Annotated in this window: 22 protein-coding genes and 1 pseudogene; 17 read left to right on the top strand and 6 right to left on the bottom strand. The window is 65.9% G+C overall.

Annotated elements, in window-relative coordinates; all coding sequences use genetic code 11:
• Window positions 1-304: 304 nt before the first annotated feature.
• From GNX96_RS35460 to GNX96_RS57620, 4 genes and pseudogenes are all read left to right on the top strand, one after another.
• Entirely contained in the window at window positions 305-538 is a 234-nt protein-coding gene (locus GNX96_RS35460) for a hypothetical protein (protein WP_163572232.1), read from the top strand.
• Entirely contained in the window at window positions 462-1106 is a 645-nt protein-coding gene (locus tag GNX96_RS57630) for a PepSY domain-containing protein (RefSeq protein ID WP_313885857.1), read from the top strand. The genes GNX96_RS35460 and GNX96_RS57630 overlap by 77 nt, the downstream gene beginning before the upstream one ends.
• Window positions 1070-1246, top strand: a pseudogene (locus GNX96_RS57625) (hypothetical protein); the annotation flags it as partial. The gene GNX96_RS57630 and the pseudogene GNX96_RS57625, both read left to right, overlap by 37 nt.
• 30 nt (window positions 1247-1276) lie before the next feature.
• Complete coding sequence (locus GNX96_RS57620) at window positions 1277-1852, top strand: M4 family metallopeptidase (protein WP_279582341.1); 576 nt, start codon at window positions 1277-1279, stop codon at window positions 1850-1852.
• An 80-nt stretch (window positions 1853-1932) separates the two neighbouring features.
• Here GNX96_RS57620 and GNX96_RS35450 read toward each other — a convergent pair whose 3' ends face one another.
• The 4 genes from GNX96_RS35450 to GNX96_RS35435 form a co-directional block, all read right to left on the bottom strand.
• A complete protein-coding gene (locus GNX96_RS35450; RefSeq protein ID WP_163572231.1) occupies window positions 1933-2103 on the bottom strand; it encodes a hypothetical protein in 171 nt (56 codons plus the stop codon).
• A gap of 20 nt (window positions 2104-2123) precedes the next feature.
• Entirely contained in the window at window positions 2124-2471 is a 348-nt protein-coding gene (locus tag GNX96_RS35445) for a hypothetical protein (RefSeq protein ID WP_279582308.1), read from the bottom strand.
• Complete coding sequence (locus GNX96_RS57615) at window positions 2447-2887, bottom strand: hypothetical protein (RefSeq protein WP_279582307.1); 441 nt, start codon at window positions 2885-2887, stop codon at window positions 2447-2449. The genes GNX96_RS35445 and GNX96_RS57615 overlap by 25 nt, the downstream gene beginning before the upstream one ends.
• A gap of 321 nt (window positions 2888-3208) precedes the next feature.
• A complete protein-coding gene (locus GNX96_RS35435) occupies window positions 3209-4093 on the bottom strand; it encodes an aminoglycoside phosphotransferase family protein (RefSeq protein ID WP_163572272.1) in 885 nt (294 codons plus the stop codon).
• A gap of 1200 nt (window positions 4094-5293) precedes the next feature.
• On the opposite strand from GNX96_RS35435, the gene GNX96_RS35430 reads away from it, so the two are divergent.
• The 11 genes from GNX96_RS35430 (at window position 5294) to GNX96_RS65675 (ending at window position 14245) form a co-directional block, all read left to right on the top strand.
• Complete coding sequence (locus GNX96_RS35430) at window positions 5294-6283, top strand: hypothetical protein (protein ID WP_163572229.1); 990 nt, start codon at window positions 5294-5296, stop codon at window positions 6281-6283.
• A 142-nt stretch (window positions 6284-6425) separates the two neighbouring features.
• The gene (locus GNX96_RS35425) at window positions 6426-7634 is read left to right on the top strand and encodes a hypothetical protein (protein WP_163572228.1); all 1209 of its coding nucleotides are present in this window, start codon (window positions 6426-6428) and stop codon (window positions 7632-7634) included.
• Window positions 7556-7816 (top strand): hypothetical protein, encoded by a 261-nt coding sequence (locus GNX96_RS35420; RefSeq protein ID WP_163572227.1) that lies wholly within the window; start codon window positions 7556-7558, stop codon window positions 7814-7816. The genes GNX96_RS35425 and GNX96_RS35420 overlap by 79 nt, the downstream gene beginning before the upstream one ends.
• Before the next feature lie 168 nt (window positions 7817-7984).
• Complete coding sequence (locus GNX96_RS35415; RefSeq protein WP_163572226.1) at window positions 7985-8503, top strand: hypothetical protein; 519 nt, start codon at window positions 7985-7987, stop codon at window positions 8501-8503.
• Window positions 8504-8653: 150 nt separating this feature from the next.
• Window positions 8654-9898: a hypothetical protein gene (locus GNX96_RS35410; protein ID WP_163572225.1), complete on the top strand. Its 1245-nt coding sequence runs from the start codon at window positions 8654-8656 to the stop codon at window positions 9896-9898.
• 41 nt (window positions 9899-9939) lie between these two features.
• A complete protein-coding gene (locus GNX96_RS35405) occupies window positions 9940-10245 on the top strand; it encodes a hypothetical protein (protein WP_163572224.1) in 306 nt (101 codons plus the stop codon).
• Between the two features lie 166 nt (window positions 10246-10411).
• Window positions 10412-10795: a hypothetical protein gene (locus GNX96_RS35400; RefSeq protein WP_163572223.1), complete on the top strand. Its 384-nt coding sequence runs from the start codon at window positions 10412-10414 to the stop codon at window positions 10793-10795.
• Complete coding sequence (locus GNX96_RS35395) at window positions 10714-13068, top strand: ATP-binding protein (protein ID WP_163572222.1); 2355 nt, start codon at window positions 10714-10716, stop codon at window positions 13066-13068. Before GNX96_RS35400 ends, GNX96_RS35395 begins: the two co-directional genes overlap by 82 nt.
• Before the next feature lie 42 nt (window positions 13069-13110).
• A complete protein-coding gene (locus GNX96_RS35390) occupies window positions 13111-13566 on the top strand; it encodes a hypothetical protein (RefSeq protein ID WP_163572221.1) in 456 nt (151 codons plus the stop codon).
• A 95-nt stretch (window positions 13567-13661) separates the two neighbouring features.
• The gene (locus GNX96_RS35385; RefSeq protein ID WP_163572220.1) at window positions 13662-14087 is read left to right on the top strand and encodes a DUF6891 domain-containing protein; all 426 of its coding nucleotides are present in this window, start codon (window positions 13662-13664) and stop codon (window positions 14085-14087) included.
• Window positions 13979-14245, top strand: coding sequence for a DUF6891 domain-containing protein (locus GNX96_RS65675; RefSeq protein WP_390624227.1), 267 nt, complete (start codon window positions 13979-13981; stop codon window positions 14243-14245). The genes GNX96_RS35385 and GNX96_RS65675 overlap by 109 nt, the downstream gene beginning before the upstream one ends.
• A gap of 10 nt (window positions 14246-14255) precedes the next feature.
• Here the strand turns inward: GNX96_RS65675 and GNX96_RS35375 are convergent, their stop codons facing one another.
• A complete protein-coding gene (locus GNX96_RS35375; RefSeq protein ID WP_163572218.1) occupies window positions 14256-14453 on the bottom strand; it encodes a hypothetical protein in 198 nt (65 codons plus the stop codon).
• On the opposite strand from GNX96_RS35375, the gene GNX96_RS35370 reads away from it, so the two are divergent.
• Entirely contained in the window at window positions 14446-14970 is a 525-nt protein-coding gene (locus GNX96_RS35370; RefSeq protein WP_313885856.1) for a DUF222 domain-containing protein, read from the top strand. The two genes, GNX96_RS35375 and GNX96_RS35370, sit on opposite strands and share 8 nt — an antisense overlap.
• Here the strand turns inward: GNX96_RS35370 and GNX96_RS57610 are convergent.
• Window positions 14963-15256, bottom strand: coding sequence for a hypothetical protein (locus GNX96_RS57610; RefSeq protein WP_279582306.1), 294 nt, complete (start codon window positions 15254-15256; stop codon window positions 14963-14965). The genes GNX96_RS35370 and GNX96_RS57610 overlap by 8 nt on opposite strands.
• A 90-nt stretch (window positions 15257-15346) precedes the next feature.
• On the opposite strand from GNX96_RS57610, the gene GNX96_RS65670 reads away from it, so the two are divergent.
• The gene (locus GNX96_RS65670; protein WP_163572271.1) at window positions 15347-15976 is read left to right on the top strand and encodes an HNH endonuclease signature motif containing protein; all 630 of its coding nucleotides are present in this window, start codon (window positions 15347-15349) and stop codon (window positions 15974-15976) included.
• Window positions 15977-16154 lie beyond the last annotated feature (178 nt).

The raw sequence follows: 16154 nt of genomic DNA, 5'->3' as shown, positions 1-16154 counted from the left end.
CGTTGGTACCGGCAGCACCGGGAGGTTCCGCCGTCCAAGCGCGGCTCATCGGTAGGTTATTCACATTCACCAAAGATGACCCAAGTAGCCATCTGTTTATACGTTTATACGTCGATTGCCTTGTCTGGCGGGGGTTCTGCGCCGAAGCTGAGAGACGCTCGGGCCCAGCACCACCCCCGTACATCCCCTCGCACATCCCAGCCTTGCCGCCGCCGCGTTGTCGCGCCTACCGGCGCCTTCACCTGGTGACGGCTTTCCTTCAGGGGCTGGTAAATGTGTCCACCTTCCCCAGAGGAGATGAACCATGAAGGCAAAACGTGCCGTCGTCATCACGGCGGCGTGCTTCCTGGCGGTGAGCGCCGTCAGCACCGCACCGGCCACCTCGGCAGCCGCGGCGACCCCGGACGGGCTGGCGGCCAACGCCGCGGCCGCCGTGGTCGCCGCCCACAACCCCGCCCTGCATGCATGCCAGCGCCGACGACCAGTTCGTCGCGCACCCGGTGATCTCCTCCGGGAACCTCAAGTACGTGCCCTATGACCGTACGTACAAAGGCATGCCCGTCTACGGCGGTGATTTCGTCGTAGCGACTGACGCGGTTGGTCACGTCCTGGCCACCACCACGGCGCAGGACCAGACCATCAACCTGCCAAGCGTCACGCCTGCGGTGTCCGCAGAGCGGGCCCGCGCCATCGCACGGGACGAGGCCGCGAAGAGCGGCACCGTTGCGAGCGTGACCACGCCGACTCTGATCACGTACGCACTCGGCTCCCCGCGGCTCGCGTGGACGGCCGACACCACTGGCCAGGACTCCGACGGGCCGAGCAAGCTGAGCGTGTACGTCGACGCGTTGACCGGTCGGGTGCTCAGCACTCAACAGCACGTGCTGCACGGCGACGGTCAAGGCGCCTGGAACGGGCCCAATCCGCTGCACATCGACACCACCCATTCCGGCAGCACTTACAAGATGACGGACCCGACCCGAACCACCCCACCGAGACCTGCCAGGACGCGGCCAACAACACCACGTTCAGCGGCCCGGACGACAGCTGGGGTAACGGCAACGCCACCAGCAAAGAGACCGGCTGCGTGGACGCCACTTTCGTGATCCAGACCGAAAACAAGATGTTGTCGCAGTGGCTCGGCCGCAACAGCTTCAACGGCAGTGGCGGCGGCTGGCCGGTACGCATCGGCCTGAACGACGAGAACGCCTACTATGACGGATCCGAGGTCCAGGTCGGCCACAACACCGCCAACCAGTGGATCAGCTCGCTCGACGTGGTCGGCCACGAACACGGTCACGGCGTCGACGACCACACCCCCGGTGGCATTTCCGGCCGCGGTACGCAGGAGTTCGTCGCGGACGTGTTCGGCGCCTCCACCGAGTGGTTCGCCAACGAGTCCAGCAGCTTCGACGCGCCCGACTTCCTGGTCGGCGAGCGGATCAACCTGGTCGGCAGCGGCCCGATCCGCAACATGTACAACCCCTCCGCGCTGGGTGACCCGAACTGCTACAGCAGCTCCATCCCCAACACCGAGGTGCACGCGGCGGCCGGCCCCGGCAACCACTGGTTCTACCTGCTCGCAGAGGGCAACAACCCCACCAATGGCCAGCCGACCAGCCCCACGTGCAACAACTCCAGCGTCACCGGAATCGGCATCCAGAACGCGGCGAAGGTCTTCTACAACGCCATGCTGATCAAGACCACCGGCAGCTCCTACCTGAAATACCGCACCTGGACGCTGACCGCGGCGAAGAACCTGACCCCCGGCAACTGCGCCACCTACAACTCGGTGAAAGCGGCCTGGAACGCGGTGAGCGTACCGGCCCAGTCCGCCGACCCGACCTGTTAGCCATCGATCTGTCCAGCCTCACCTGAATTGCCCGTACCAGCCCGGAAAACGGGCTGGTACGGGTCATTTCACTGTACGGTTCAGTCCCATTCCCAGCTCATGCCGAAAGTGCCAGGGCCGAAGTCCAGCGCCACCGCATGCGCGTCGCCAGTCGGTTCGATCACCAAGCCGCGACTGGTGGCTATTTTTTCTCCCGTTTGTAAGGAAAACTGCTCGATCCCGGTGGGCAGCATCCGCGGATCGAACCGCACCTCGATCAGGTATTCACGTATCAGCTCTTTGAACTTTCGGCACTGAGTGTCGTTGTCCTGAGGATACGGCGGCCCCCGGGAAACCGCAGCACGTACTCGATCACCACGGTCTCCCGTTTTTTCAGCGGGCGATCGAACAACAGCTCACCGATCAAGAACCCGGCCTGCTCGTCGCGGGCCATCCGACCGAATCGGCAGGCACGGATCGGAACGGTCTCCGGCAACGGCGTTGTCGCCGCCTCCACGTCGATCACCATCACCGAGCGGTCCACCCCATCGCGCTCAGCTCGCAGGACCTGACGAACCGCCATGCTGCGTACGCCGCGATCCGCCGCCACGGTGATCAGATCATGGTGACTGATCGGCACCAGACCGATATATCCATACCAGCGTTGAACTTCTCCAGCAACGAGGAAACACTGGCTCTGTCCGCACTCCACAAGGTATCCAGCGACACCCGTTTCTGGCTCCGACTGACCCGACCACGCGGGCGCGGCGGCGCGAGCAGACCCGTCAGCGCCCCGTCCGCCACACCCAGCACGCCCTCCAGACACCGCACCGCGACCAACGACCCGGCCCGCTCGGGCCGGCGCCGGCCCAGCTGCCAGTAGCTCAGTGCCGTGACGCTGATCGGAATACCTCGGCGGCGCAGCCGATACTGAATCCGGTCCAAACTCAACCCGCTCGCCTCGATCGCCGCGCGAAGCGCGACCGCGAACGGCTCGGCGGTGCCCTCGACCACCACTTTTTCGCCGTACGGCTCATAAGCCGACTGATCGACCATCTCACCCACCTGAGACCGATCTCCCCCGTTGCCGGACAACTCCCAAACACTCACCCGAGACAGCGGCCGCCAGCACCATAACTCCATTACCCACGGATTCGGAAGAATCACTAGAAAAGCCGTGGAGTTACTGGGGTGACTTGCGGCTAATTGGGATAAATATGCGAATTATCCGCCAAGAGAATATCCAGAGAGGGGTCGACGAGTCTGGGCAAGCAAAAAGGACCGACTCCGCGAATGTAACGAAACAACGCACAAAACGGACAAAAACCGAGCCATACCATTACACTCGCTCGCCATGTGACCTCATGCGGCCATGGTTCACTCCAGTACGGCGGCGAGCGTCCGGCGGGCGTTGTCCGCCATCGCGGGATTGGTGTCCAGGTAGTAGGGCAGGGCGCTGGTCGCCTGCACGATCGCCCACCCGCGGCCACGCTCCCACGCCGCCTCGTCCACCTCCAGCGCATCCCGGTACGCCCCGCGGCCGTCGGCTGTGAACAGGTTCCACGCAGGCATCAGGTCCACTGCCGGATCGCCGACGCAGACCGCACCCGGGTCGATGACAGCGGCCAGTCGGCCGTCCCTCAGCAACAGGTTGCCGGGCATCAGATCGGCGTGCAGCCAGCCGCCCGGGCCGGCGTACGGTGCCGCTTCCAGGCACCGCCGCCAAACCCGCGCGATCGCCCGCACATCAACGAGGTCGACGCTGTCCGCGAGCACGGCCCGCAACTGGTCGGCGCTGCCGGCGAGCGGTCCGCCACGGGAACGGCCGTCCCACCCGCGACCCTCGGTGTCGAGCTCCCCCAATGCGCGTACGAACGCGGCCAGGTCGCGGGCCAACTGGATCTCGTCGCTCATCCTGTCCGGGTTTGCCGGCTCGCCCTGGATCCATCTGTACGCCGTCCACCAGCCCGGATAGAGCTCATGCGGGGCTTGCAACGCGAGCGGCTCCGGCACCTGGACCGGGCTGACCCGCGCTATCCGCCGGGCACTGTCCTGCTCTTGTGCCAGTGCCGTCCGGGTCGGCTCGTCGCTGGAGGGCAGCAACGGAAACCGCAGCACGACCTCGGATCCCAGCCGGAACAATGCGTTGACAGTGCCGTCCGACGCGACCGGACTCACGTCGTACCCGCGCCACCGCACAAGCCGCTCCCCCACCAGTTGGGCAACGGCGTCAACGGTCAGATCGACCTGGCCCTCATGCATTCTCACGTTATGGACTTTAGTTATGTTCGGTTTCAGTAGTACATCGTGCCGTGCCAGTACGTGTCCGTGCCGGCCGACGAGACTTTGTGGGCTTCCACTGGGAAAGCCGCAGGTCACACGCCGTACTAGAGGTCCGATCACCGCCAGCGTTTCACCGCGACCTCCGCCAATATCAGGACCATGCACACCGACGTTGAGGTGGCCAGGCTGCCAGGGCTCCTGCTGTCCGCGCGTACGAGTCTGGTGACGATCGGCCACGGCCGCGACGAAAGAAAGCGGTGGCCGCCGCGACCGCGTTCGTCGACGGGTGGCTCGCGGTCGGCGGCGAGATCCTCGCGGTCGTCGACTGGCCTGAGGAAGCGGCGTCCTGGCTGCGACCGGCCGAGCGAGATTCGTCGCCGGCGGCCCCGACGCCTGGGTGGTCACCGCGCGTCCCGCGGGGTTCGCCGCGCTCTGCCGGCGGTTACGCACCACCACCTGGGATCCAGCGCGTACGTACCGCCTCGCAGGCCTGGCCGACCCGAGGTCGCGGTCAACTGGGGGAACCTCGCGGCTCTGATCGTTTGGTGAGTGGTGTTTGCTTTTGTACGGGATCGCGGCGGGTCCGTTCGGTGCGTGAGTGGTTGGCTGGTTCGGTGCCCTGTTTATCCGGTTGGGGTGGTCGGGTTTTCGTGGGTAGGGGCCGGAATTTTCGTCGAGTGTGGGACTTTGTTCCGCTCTGGACGTCGAGTGCGGGTTAAAGTCCCGCATTCGACGCCGGGCCTGTCACTGGCGGGGCTGATGTGACACTTGAAGCGCTGTCGTCCCGTATGTTGGGACGGGGAAGGTGACCCTGGCCAGGCGAGTCACTTCAGCACCGATCGTCCCAGGAACCTCAGAAATCCCAAAAATTCTCGCGCGCGCGGCCTCAAACCCACCCCCCACCCGATCACTGGGTGGGGGCTACTTCATCAAGTAACTACGACAGTTTCACGCCGTAGCACGTACTTCGGTGGATCCAGGCTTGACGTGTGACCGGTCAAGGTCCTGGTCGTCTGCCTGGAGGCCACTTCCCACAGCCGAACCGTTGCGTACGCGTCAGGCCCTGTCGGTAGGTTGGTGATCTTCCTGACGCAGCGGCAGAGAGACTGGGGGACGTGTGGGGGCAGGGGCCGGCCGATTACCCGAGACAACTGGCCCGAGTCGGGGCCGTACCGCAGGTTGTTGGAGTTTTACGACCAGATTCACCGCGAAAACCAGCTGCGATCGCTGACCGAGATCACCGCCCGCGGGAACCAGTCGCCGATGGCACTTGGCCTTGGCACCACCGCTGTCAACGACATTCTGACTGGCAAGAGGCAACCGGTAGACGAAAAACAGGCCGCAGCGCTGGCTCGCGCACTCGGTGGGGGTACGGACGAGGCTGAGCATGTCGAGAAGCTCTTCCGGTCCGCCCGCTTGGACAAATACAAGCGACCAGCCAAAACCCGAGAGCCGGGCGGACCCGGCACAGCTGAGCTGGATGCGACTGGGCTGGACGGGACCGGGCTGAATCGGACTGGGCTGGATCGGACTGGGCTGGATCGGACTGGGCTGGATCGGACTGGGCTGGATGCCATAGCCAACCTGCTTGCTGACGCGATGCGAAAGCAGTGGCTGACGGCCGCCCACGACCGCGGCCTGCTGCTGCCCGCGCCATTGCCCGTACGGTGGCGGCGCAGCACTGAGCCGGTGGCCGGCGCAGTTTCCCAGGCCACCCAGTTTCGGGACGACGGCTCGTCGTTTGATCCCCTGCCGGGTTTCACTCGGGTGACTGCCCATCGGCTGCGCGAAGGCGGCCGGGACGGCCTGCTGAACGTCTACGGTGGCCTTGCGTCCGGCCGGCTGATCATCGCCGGTGGTCCGGGCCGGAAAGAGCTCGGCGGCGGTGCATCTGCTGCTGGACGCGCTTGGCCACCGCGGCCGGCTGATGGATCACGAGCGTACGAAGGTACCGGTCCCGGTTCTGTTCACCCTCGGAGATTGGGATCCGATGGCCACGCCGGTGGTGGACTGGCTGAGCGAAAAAACTCGGCGAGATCCCGCTCCTTCGCGGCCGTCGCGGCCATCGGCTCGGCCGCGAACTGCTCGATCAGGGACGGATATCGGTGTTCCTGGACGGCCTCGACGAGATGCCCGAGCCCGCCCGCTTTCGCGCGTTGCAGGCCTTGAGCAAGGACGCCACCACCTTCCGGCTCGTGCTGCTCTCCCGCACCGAGGAACTCGCCGACGCGGCCGGCCAGCATCCACTCATCGGATCGGAGCCGCGGCCGTCGAGCTGCGACCACTGGACGCCAAGGCCACCGCGGAGTACTTGCTGCGTCCGGTCACGGATCCGGTGCCCCAGCCGTGGCTGGCCCTTACCAAAACGCTCACCAGTCAGCCGGACAGCCCGCTCGCCGGCGCCTTGACCAGTCCGCTCGACGTCACGCTGCTGCGTGACATCTACACCCCCGGCCTGGCCGTGCCGGGTCTGGGCAACGTCGATGAACTGCTGGACACCGATCGGTTTCCGGACGCGACGTCGATCACCAGGCACCTGCGCGACTACACCGTGCCGGCCGCCTATGCCCCGCGTCCAGGGCAGCGCACGCCGTACGCCGAGGGCACCCCGCACCGAACGCTCGCCCTGATCGCTCGCCGGCTGGGTTCTCGCGACCTCGCCTGGTGGACCATCGCCACCTGGTTGCCGGGTCCGTTGCGGATAGTGATCAGTTGCGTCGCCGGAATGGTGGTGGCCGGGTCCTGCTACGGGCTGGCCAGCCTGGCGGTCAGTGGCGGTCGAACCTGGCCACTGGTCTGGCTGGAGATCGCATTCTGGTTCGCGCTGATCCTCGGCATGCCGGCGAGCCTCGCGGTCACCCCCGCGTTCACTCTCACCGCTGGACGTAAAGACGCAGGGCCGCCTTATCGCGCTCTCGTCCGGATGTGCGTCATGGTGGTATTCGGAGCCGCCCTGTCGCTGCTGCCCGGCGTCATTCTGGGCGGTTGGAGCCTCAGCCTGTCCACTTTCGGGTTCGCGTTCGCGGTCGTGTACGGGATCTCCGCTCGTACGCGTGGCGCCGCCATGCTGAAGTCGCTCAGCATCCGCGCTGGGCTTGGCTCGGCTCGCCGGCTGGGCTCCGCGCTGCTGCTAGGCCTCCTGTTCGGCGCCGCTGACGGCCTGTTCGGCCTACTCGCCTACCTGATCCAGGGCGGCGGCGTCGTACCGGCGGTCGAGTACGGGATCACCGGTGTCGTCGCCTGTCTGCTCATCATCACCCCGACCGCGTGGCTGACCGGAGCGTTCACCGACGGCCCCACCTCGGGTCGTACGGACTCGGCCGATCCGGTCCGGGCGTGGCGTGGCGGGACGACTTCCGGCTGTGGCTTGTCGTCGGCGTCGCGATCGGGGTGGCCAGCGGGATCAACGGCTGGCTCGTGTACGACACACCCGTCTACGGGTTGGCCGGCGGTGGTCCCGGCAGCCGGCTCGCGGACGCGCTCGCCGGCGGCCTGGCGCTGGGGATCACCAGCGGCCTGATCCTCAGCCGGGCCTGGTTGACGACCGTCACCCAGATCTGGCTCACGCTGCGGCACCGCACCCCGCTAAGGCTGGGCCGGTTCCTCGACGACTGCCGGCGACGGCACCTGCTGCGTACGGTCGGGCCGATCTACCAGTTCCGGCACGCCGAGCTCCAGGATCATCTCCGCGAACGGCCGTAGGGCCGGCTTGTCGTCCGCTCACCGTCCGCTCTCGACGACCTATATTGCCTGGCCAGAAGGCATCTACCGGGCGCACGGCGGCTAGCTGCGTACGCACCGACCAACCAGTCGGGTTGACTCGGCGGGCACAGCTGTCGTCGGCGAACGCGCCCTTCGAGAACGGAATCCATGAGCGGATCGAACGGCGAGGCTGACCTCGCACCGCGGTCGCCAAGTGTCGACGACCTGGTGGGGTGGGAGTTCGTACCGCAGCCAGCAGCCGTCCCGTCGCCGCTCGCCAACGATGCGCCGGTGTGGGTCGATGAGCACCCACCCGCCCAGCCTGGTTGGTCCAAGTACGGGCTGGGGGGCATGCTGGCCGGCGCCGGCGTTTTGGTGTGCTGCGCTGGAATGCTGGTCACCTCGCAACTGGCCCGTCTCCCCGCGGACGACGTGGCGGTGCCAGTCATCGCCGTTGTCATCAGCGTGATCAGCCTCGTCCTGCTGGTGCTCAGTGGCGTCGTGTCCGTGTTCGTAGGGATGCTGCGCGAGTCCTCGGCTGTCGTCGCTTGGCGCAGGGACCGTCAGGAAACTTTCCGGCTCGCTCAGATCTCGTGGGCCGAGGCGGTTCGGGCGCACGACGAGCGGGAACAGTTCCGTACGAGCACGGGTCCGGTCCTGGTTTCCGATCACGTTGCAGGGCAATGACCAAATCGACGTGTTCGGCGGTACGGCCACCGGGTGGATGTGCCTACTCACCACCTTGAGTTTGCCGCGGTTGGGTGGTGGGGCCAAAATCCTGGTGCTCGACTTTTCCGAATACCAGGTCGCCGGCGGACTCGCCCAGATCGTCGGTGAGTGGGGGGGCGCCACGTACGAACCCACGAACTGCCCGCGGCCCTGGACCAGTTCGCGCTGTTGCAAGGACTTCCTCCTGACCATCTGGCCGAAGTCCTGGCCGAATCTCTCACGTCCTTGCGAAAGGATCACCAGGACGCGGCCAGCCTGCGCCGCCTCGACGTCCGGCTCATCAAGGCGGTGGCCAGCCGTCTCGACGGGCCTACCACGTTCGCCAGGCTGGTGGCCGGAATGCGGTTGTTGTGCAGGCTGAATCTGCCGGATGAGGGTTCGCTGAGTAACGAGGAGCGACGAGCCCTTGTCGGATGTATCGACGACATGGTGTCCGGCGATCGGGAAGTCGAAGAGCTGCGGTTTCTCATCGATCAGTTCGATTTGCTGGCCCATCCCGGTGAGGGGCAACGGGGCAACACACCGCTGTGGCCCGAATCCGGTTTAACCGTTATTTCAGCCGTATCACCGTTGGACAGTCGACGGGACATGACCGAAAGAGTTTTGTCGCACCTGGTTCTCCACCAGCTGCGCGACGACCGCGGCGGAGCAGCCCCGAATGTCCTCGTGGTCGCCGGCGCCGACAAACTCGGCGCACCAGCCTGGAGTCGTTGTCACGACAGACTCGACGCCTGGGTGTACGACTTCTGCTGCTTTTCGAGCACCTGCGGGAGGACGCCGGAAAGCTGCTCGGAAAAACCCGGCAGTGTGACCATGCTGATGCAGCTCGGCAATCCGGAAGAAGCCCGCATCGCGGCCGACTTTATAGGCCGCGACTACCAGTTCTCGCTCTCGCAGATCACCAAGCAGACCGGCGAGAACCTGACCCACGGATCAAGCCAGTCATGGGGAGATTCGCAAAGTAGGTCATTGACAAACTCACTGTCGGGGTCGGACGGCGAGTCATCCACCTGGGAGGCGGATTCCGGGCGCTTGTTCTCTCCGGACTCGAAGTCGAGATCGACCTCGACCGATATGGGGGTGTCGGACAGTCAAACCTTTGGGTCCAGTTGGCAGGACGCGATCAACAAGTCCCTCACGATTACCCAGTCTGAGGGGACGACGGTCGCCCGTGGGTACGAATACCTGGTGGAACCAGTGGTGATCCAACGACTGGACCCAACCGCTTTCATCCTGGTGAACGCCGGCCAGGAAGCGCGGCGCTGGGTGGACGGCGACTGCGACCCCACCATCGTGGGCCGTGACGGAGTATCACCGGTCCCTTATCGCGACGCGATCCCCGCTCAGTATTAGCGCGTGTCATGAGAAACAACCAATGCAGGAAATGAGGATCGATGGCCAGGGACACCCACGCCGACAGTCGTCGTACGGACGCTGGAGACGCGCCGGAGCCAACCAGGGCAGCTCAGGATGGGCGTACCCGGCCGGAAAAGAACCCGACCACGCTCCCGCCGCCTGAGCGATCAGGGGCCCGGGAAAAGGCGGCCGCGACCGACTCGTTCCAAAAAGAAAAGGGCGCCTTGGCCGACAGCGTACAAAAGGAAAAGAGCGCCCTGAGCGACAGCGTACAAAAAGAAAAGGGTGCTCTGAAAGATGCCGCACAGCGGGAGAAGGGCGCCTTTGAGGATTTGACCGGGTGATTCCTCGCGCTCCCACGATCCTGGACTCGTTCGAGTTTCACCAGATCAGCACCACCCCACGAGCTCGGACCCGGCCAGCTGAACCGGCCGCGGCGAAGGAGGTGGAAAACCGTATCCGGGCGCAACTGTTCGCGGCGCTGACAGCTGCTCACGGTGAGGTCGGCGGGTGCAGGGCGGTGCCATCGCGATCGCGTGGGATCGGCTGCCCGGCAGTCGTACGCTCCGGCTGCTGGTCGGCGGCCGGCCCGGCTTTCCGCCTGTGCAAAGCGATTCAGCCGCCGGCGGCGAGGTCCCGGTGTTGTACCCACCAGGCAGTCGCGGGCGGCTCCTGGAATCAGGGTCGTTGCTGCGGCAGTGGCAGGCATTGCCTGCCTGGCTGCGGTGTACGGGCCGGTCTGATCCACTGTGGACGGCCGGCGGGGACGCTGCCACCGCGGTGCCGGGGCCGGGGGTGGTTTCGAGGACTACGTGGCGCACCTGGCCGATGGTGGTTTTGGGTGGCTGGTGCTGGCCGAACCCGCCAGCCCCGCGGCGGTGGCCGAGGAGCTGATCGACCTCGAGGTGCGGCTGCCCAAGCTCCGTTCGCACGTGAACTCCGAGCCGGACCGCATCAGGCTGGCGCGCAGCGAGTCGCGCTATCGGGAACTGGCCCGCGCCGACAGCGCCGGAATGTGGAATGTCAGCATCCTGGTCGGCGCTGCCGATCCCGAGCGGGTCCGAAGGGCCGCGAGATTGTTGTGCAGTGCCAGCGATCTGGACGAGATCCCGTACGTACTGCGAGCCGGCGATCGAGTCGGCGACCTGGCGGAAACACTTGAGTTGGATGAGCATGCAGGCGACGGATTCTCGTCCCCGTTCGCGGCGGCCGGTGAACTCATCGCAGCCATCGCACGGCCGCCGCGCCGTGAACTGCCCGGCATCCGGGTCACTGAACCGCCGGTGTTCGACGTCACGCCCGAGGACGACGGCGAGATCCATCTCGGGTCTGTGCTGGATGACGCCGACCGTCCAGTGGGCGACTATCGCGTCAGGTCCGACACCCTCAACCGCCACACGTTCGTCGCTGGCGCCACCGGGTCGGGAAAGTCCCAGACCATCCGGCACCTGCTGGAGGGACTACACCATCGCGGGATTCCCTGGCTGGCCATCGAACCGGCGAAGGCTGAGTACGCGGGCATGGCCGGCAGGCTGGACGGCCACGTCTCGGTCATCCGGCCTGGCGATCCAGACGCGCTGCCCGTCGGCCTCAACCCGCTGGAACCCGAACGCGGATTCCCACTGCAGACCCATATCGACCTAATCCGGGCGCTGTTTCTGGCCGCTTTCGAGGCTGAGGAACCCTTTCCCCAAGTCCTCGCGTACGCCTTGAGCCGCTGCTATGGCGAGCTGGGCTGGAACACCGTGCTGAGCCAGTCGTCGCTCGCCGGTGTCACGCCGCGCTATCCCGGTTTGGCCGATTTGCAAACCACGGCACTGAAGGTCGTCGAGGGAATTGGCTACAGCCAGGAGATTTCCGACAACGTACGAGGATTCATCAACGTACGGATGGGCTCTCTGCGACTGGGCACGCCCGGCATGTTCTTCCAGGCGCGGTATCCACTCGATATCGCCGGCCTTTTCCGGCACAACGTGGTTCTGGAGATCGAGGACCTGGGCAACGACCAGGACAAGGCGTTCTTTATCGGTGTGGTGCTAATCCGTCTGTACGAGCACTTGCGGACCCAGCCGACGGCCTCGGGCCTGGCCCACGTGACCGTGATCGAAGAGGCGCACCGGCTGCTCAAGAAAGTCGAACCGGGCAGTCCGGCGGCGCACGCCGTGGAGCTGTTTGCCGGACTGCTGGCCGAAATCCGCGCCTATGGCGAGGGAATCATCGTGGCGGAGCAGATCCCCAGCAAGATCACCTCGGACGTGGTCAAGAACACCGCCCTGAAAATCATGCACCGGCTGCCAGCAGCCGACGACCGTGGCACCGTCGGCGCGGCGATGAACCTCGACGAGGACCAGTCCCGCCATGTGGTCGGCCTCCCCGCAGGTCAGGCGGTGATCTTCGCGGACGGAATGGACCGACCGATCCGGATCCAGGTTCCGCTCGGCAAAGACCGCGAAAATCCCGGCAAAGTGACGGCAAAGGTCGCGCTGGCCACCGTTGCGGACTACATACCACCGGCGACGCTACGAGAGTGGGACGAGCCGCGGCGGCTCGCGGCTGATGATCCACGGATCGTGCTGTGGGCCGAGCTTCACACCATCGCGCACCTGGTGGGACGGGAGCCCCCGCTGCCGCGGCCGGCATGGCTGGACGGCGTCATCCTCCGCAGCGGCCGACCACAGGTCCACCTGGCCGTCCGACTCGGCCTCGAACACGCGGTCGAGCAGCGGTACGCCGGCCTGATCGGCTACTACCAGCCCGAAGAACTGATCCGCCATCTCGTACAGTCCGCTGACTGCGCCATCAAAGGTGGCACCGTGCCGTGCCGGTACGACTGGCCCGAGCGAGGGTGGCAGGCCGGCAGATACCGGTGGGCCGACGTCTGGGACACGCTCAGGTCCGATGCCATCGATGAGACCCAGCCTCATCCAGAAACGCGGGCGTGGGCATGTCGAGGTCTGGACCTGACAGCAGCCACTGTGCCTGGGCAGCGCAGCGAACTGCGAGAACATCCGGACCTGTGGCGGCCCGCCGAGACCATCGTCACCGGAGACGATGACTGGCGGGCCGCCATCGACGCGTTGAGCCGCGCCACCGATCCGGTCGATCGCCTCACGGCGGCCACCAACCACCTGCGGACGGGCGATTGGCTACCAGTTGTTCTGCTCTGACCCGGCCACCACGTTCGGCGTTATTACTGGAAGGGCAATGCCATGGCCCACGAATTCACCCGCGGACCGCAGGACGGTCCCACCACCCCGGATTCGGGTGAGGTGACCGGATCAGCCACGGACCGCTCGCGCGGAGGCACCGACAAGAACGCCACCACCCTGCCGCCTCCCGAGACCAGCCGGGCGGTTGAAGACGAGGAAATCGGCGTCGCGGCGGCACCGGTGGCCGAGTACGAGGCAAAAGACGAGCAAGGAGACTTCTCGACCCGGGTCGCGCAGCACGTCGAGAAACTGCAAGGGATCGGCAAGGACGGGATAGATCATCTGCAGCAATGGAAAGCAACGGAAGCGAAGGTCGAAATACCCACCGGACACGACGCGACCAGCCCCGCCTCGCCGCCAGTGTCGGGCGCGGAAACCCTTTTGGTGGACGGAGCGTTCGTACTCGCAAGCGTCACGAAGGCGATCAAGAATCGGCTCGAAAAAGACCCCGACTGATCGCGCCCGAACGTTCGGCTTGGCGGTCGCGGATCATTAGGAACACCGCGGGGCGCCCGACTGCCCCTTTCGGTCGCTGCCGGCACAATCGACCCATGACCGAGAGCACAGTACGCGACGAGTTGCAGCAATATGTCCAGATGCAGGTCGATATCGCCGAGGACGACTTCGAGTCGATCGTGGCCGAGGCCGTGGACATGTTCGCGGACGACGGCGAGGATCCGGACCAGCTGCAGCCGGTGGCGGCGGAGTTGACCGCCGCCGCGATCTCCCGGCGGCTGGCCGAGCAGGCCGACTGGCCGGCCCACACCGACTCAGATCGGCTGACCGCCGCATTCGCCGACCTCACCGCGGCCGGCATCGTGGCGCGGGAGAGAACTTCTCCTGCTGCCAGGGCTGCGGCCACGGCGAGATCCTCGACGAGGCCACTGGCGACGACCGCGGCTACGCCTTCTACCATTCCCAGGACGCGGAGAGCGCCGCCAGCGGCCAAGGCCTCTACCTCGCGTACGGCCTGGTGAACCACAGCGAAGATCCGGCGGACACCGAGCGAATCGGTCACGAGATAGCCGAGGCCGTCCGCCGCAATGGCCTCCAGGTCACCTGGGACGGCAGCGTCAAGACCCGCATCCACGTCCCGCTGACCTGGCAGCGGCGCTGGACGGCCCCCGCCCCCTGAGTGCCCGTGGTCAGTGCGCTGCCCTTACGCGCCGCGTACGGAAACCGGTGATCATGCTGAGCACCCCAGCGACGACGGCCAGGATCAGCCCGGCGGCGGCGGCCATGATGACGTTTCCCGCCACCGTACCGATGTTGGAGGAAACCAGGTTGGGTTGCAGCTGATCGGCCAACGATCCGACCCCGACGATCCAGAACGCGATGAGCACACACAAAAAACCGCGTGGGGCGATGATTGATGCCCGTCAGGTGGCGTCTTTCGCTGAGTTGGCGCGTCGCCGTGTGGTTGCCGGGCCTTCGTTGGTGAATGAGTCCACGGTCGCGACGCGTGAGCGGGTGGTGAAGTGGTGTGCGGCGGATTTCGCGCCGGCTCTGCGGGTGGCGCAGGTGACCGCCCAGCACCGCTTGGACACCGCGATTCAGCTCTTTGACGATTTCCCGGCTGTTTGGAAGGCGTTGGCCGCTGGTGTGATCACCACTCCCAAGGCCAGGATCTTCCTGGAGATGCTGGAGAAACTTCCGGCTGATCTCGCCGCGGAAGTGATCGATGCGACGCTGCCGGACGCGGGTGACCGTACGCCGGGGCAGCTGCGTAAAGCGATCCAGCGGGCGATCATCGCGATCGATCCGCAGGCCGCCCAGGATCGTCACGAGGAGGCGAAGCGACAGCGGCGGGTGCAGTCGTCGCCGCGGATGACTCGATGGCGTGGATGCGGGCTTATTTGACCGCTGATGAGTTGGCGTCGATCATGTCGATCCTTGACGCGTACGCACATTCCTGCCCGGACGATGACCCGCGATCGATGGACGTCGTCGCGCGGACGCGCTGCTGGACCTGATCACCGGCGGCAGCCTGGGCTATATCCCGCCACCGCAACTCCCGGACAATGAGCTCCCGGACAATGACACCGACAACAGCAACGGAGCCAGCCAACCCGCAGCCGACGACACCGGTGTAAGCGCGGCGGTGGCGGTGGCGCCGGCGGACTGCGGGCGGGTACGAGCCGTCCACTTCCCCAGCAACTGCAGCGGGTTCCGCTTTCCACCAGCGCCCGCGCAAGCCCGGCGTTGACCTGCGAGTAGTCGTCGGGGGGCCGGCACACTGCTCGGCCTGGACGACAAACCCGCCTTCCTAGCCGGGTACGGCGCGATCCCGGCCAGCATGGCCCGCCGCCTGGCCAAAGACTCCACCTGGCGCCGACTACTCACCGACCCCAGCTCCACCAAGCTCATAGAAGCCGGTCGGGCACGCTATCGACCATCCACAGCATTGCAGGAATTCATCGAAGCCCGAGACGTGACGTGCCGCTGGCCTGGGTGTCGCTGTGCTGCCCAGCGTTGCGACAAGGACCACTCCATCCCGTTTCCGGACGGGTGCACCTGCAAAGAAAATCTCCTCTGCCTGTGCCGTTTCCACCACCGGCTGAAAACACACTCCGACTGGAAAGTCAGACTCGACCCAGACGGCACCTACACCGTCCTGAGCCCCACCGGACGCGTCTACGTCACCGAGCCACCACCACCCGGAGAAGACGTCTGCCCACCCACCAGAAACCGGCGACGCGGATCGATCTACCTGAACGACAAGGACGAACCACGCGTCCAACCGCCCCCCACCCGAAAAACCCACCACCTGGCCAGCCGAACCACCATTCTAAGGGGATTCCCGCTGCGCCGTCGGGACCAGTCCCCTAGAGCGCCCATAGGGTCCCGAGCCGGATCTATCGGATAGAACCGGAAGGATGGCTATGCCAGGTTTGAGAACACTGTCCACGGGAACCGTGCTGGCGATGCTGGTCGCACCGTTCGCGGGCTCAGCGGCCGGGCCGGTACCGCAGCAGAAGCCCGGGCGCGCACGCCGGCACGGTGACCGGCGATGTCGCGACACGTCGCCAACCCGCGGTCGCTGG

This window comes from Fodinicola feengrottensis (assembly GCF_010993775.1).
In the GTDB taxonomy this organism is placed as follows: domain Bacteria; phylum Actinomycetota; class Actinomycetes; order Mycobacteriales; family HKI-0501; genus Fodinicola; species Fodinicola feengrottensis.
Note: the sequence above shows the minus strand (reverse complement) of the source record. Positions and strands in the feature narration are given on the sequence as shown.

What these genes read in the sequence shown, in the direction of transcription:
- GNX96_RS35460 (WP_163572232.1), top strand. Translation starts at nt 305, where the DNA reads ATGAAGGCAAAACGTGCCGTCGTCATCACGGCGGCGTGCTTCCTGGCG.
- GNX96_RS57630 (WP_313885857.1), top strand. Translation starts at nt 462, where the DNA reads ATGCATGCCAGCGCCGACGACCAGTTCGTCGCGCACCCGGTGATCTCC.
- GNX96_RS57615 (WP_279582307.1), bottom strand. Translation starts at nt 2,887, where the DNA reads ATGGTCGATCAGTCGGCTTATGAGCCGTACGGCGAAAAAGTGGTGGTC.
- GNX96_RS35435 (WP_163572272.1), bottom strand. Translation starts at nt 4,093, where the DNA reads ATGCATGAGGGCCAGGTCGATCTGACCGTTGACGCCGTTGCCCAACTG.
- GNX96_RS35415 (WP_163572226.1), top strand. Translation starts at nt 7,985, where the DNA reads ATGAGCGGATCGAACGGCGAGGCTGACCTCGCACCGCGGTCGCCAAGT.
- GNX96_RS35405 (WP_163572224.1), top strand. Translation starts at nt 9,940, where the DNA reads ATGGCCAGGGACACCCACGCCGACAGTCGTCGTACGGACGCTGGAGAC.
- GNX96_RS35390 (WP_163572221.1), top strand. Translation starts at nt 13,111, where the DNA reads ATGGCCCACGAATTCACCCGCGGACCGCAGGACGGTCCCACCACCCCG.
- GNX96_RS35385 (WP_163572220.1), top strand. Translation starts at nt 13,662, where the DNA reads ATGACCGAGAGCACAGTACGCGACGAGTTGCAGCAATATGTCCAGATG.
- GNX96_RS35370 (WP_313885856.1), top strand. Translation starts at nt 14,446, where the DNA reads ATGAGCACACACAAAAAACCGCGTGGGGCGATGATTGATGCCCGTCAG.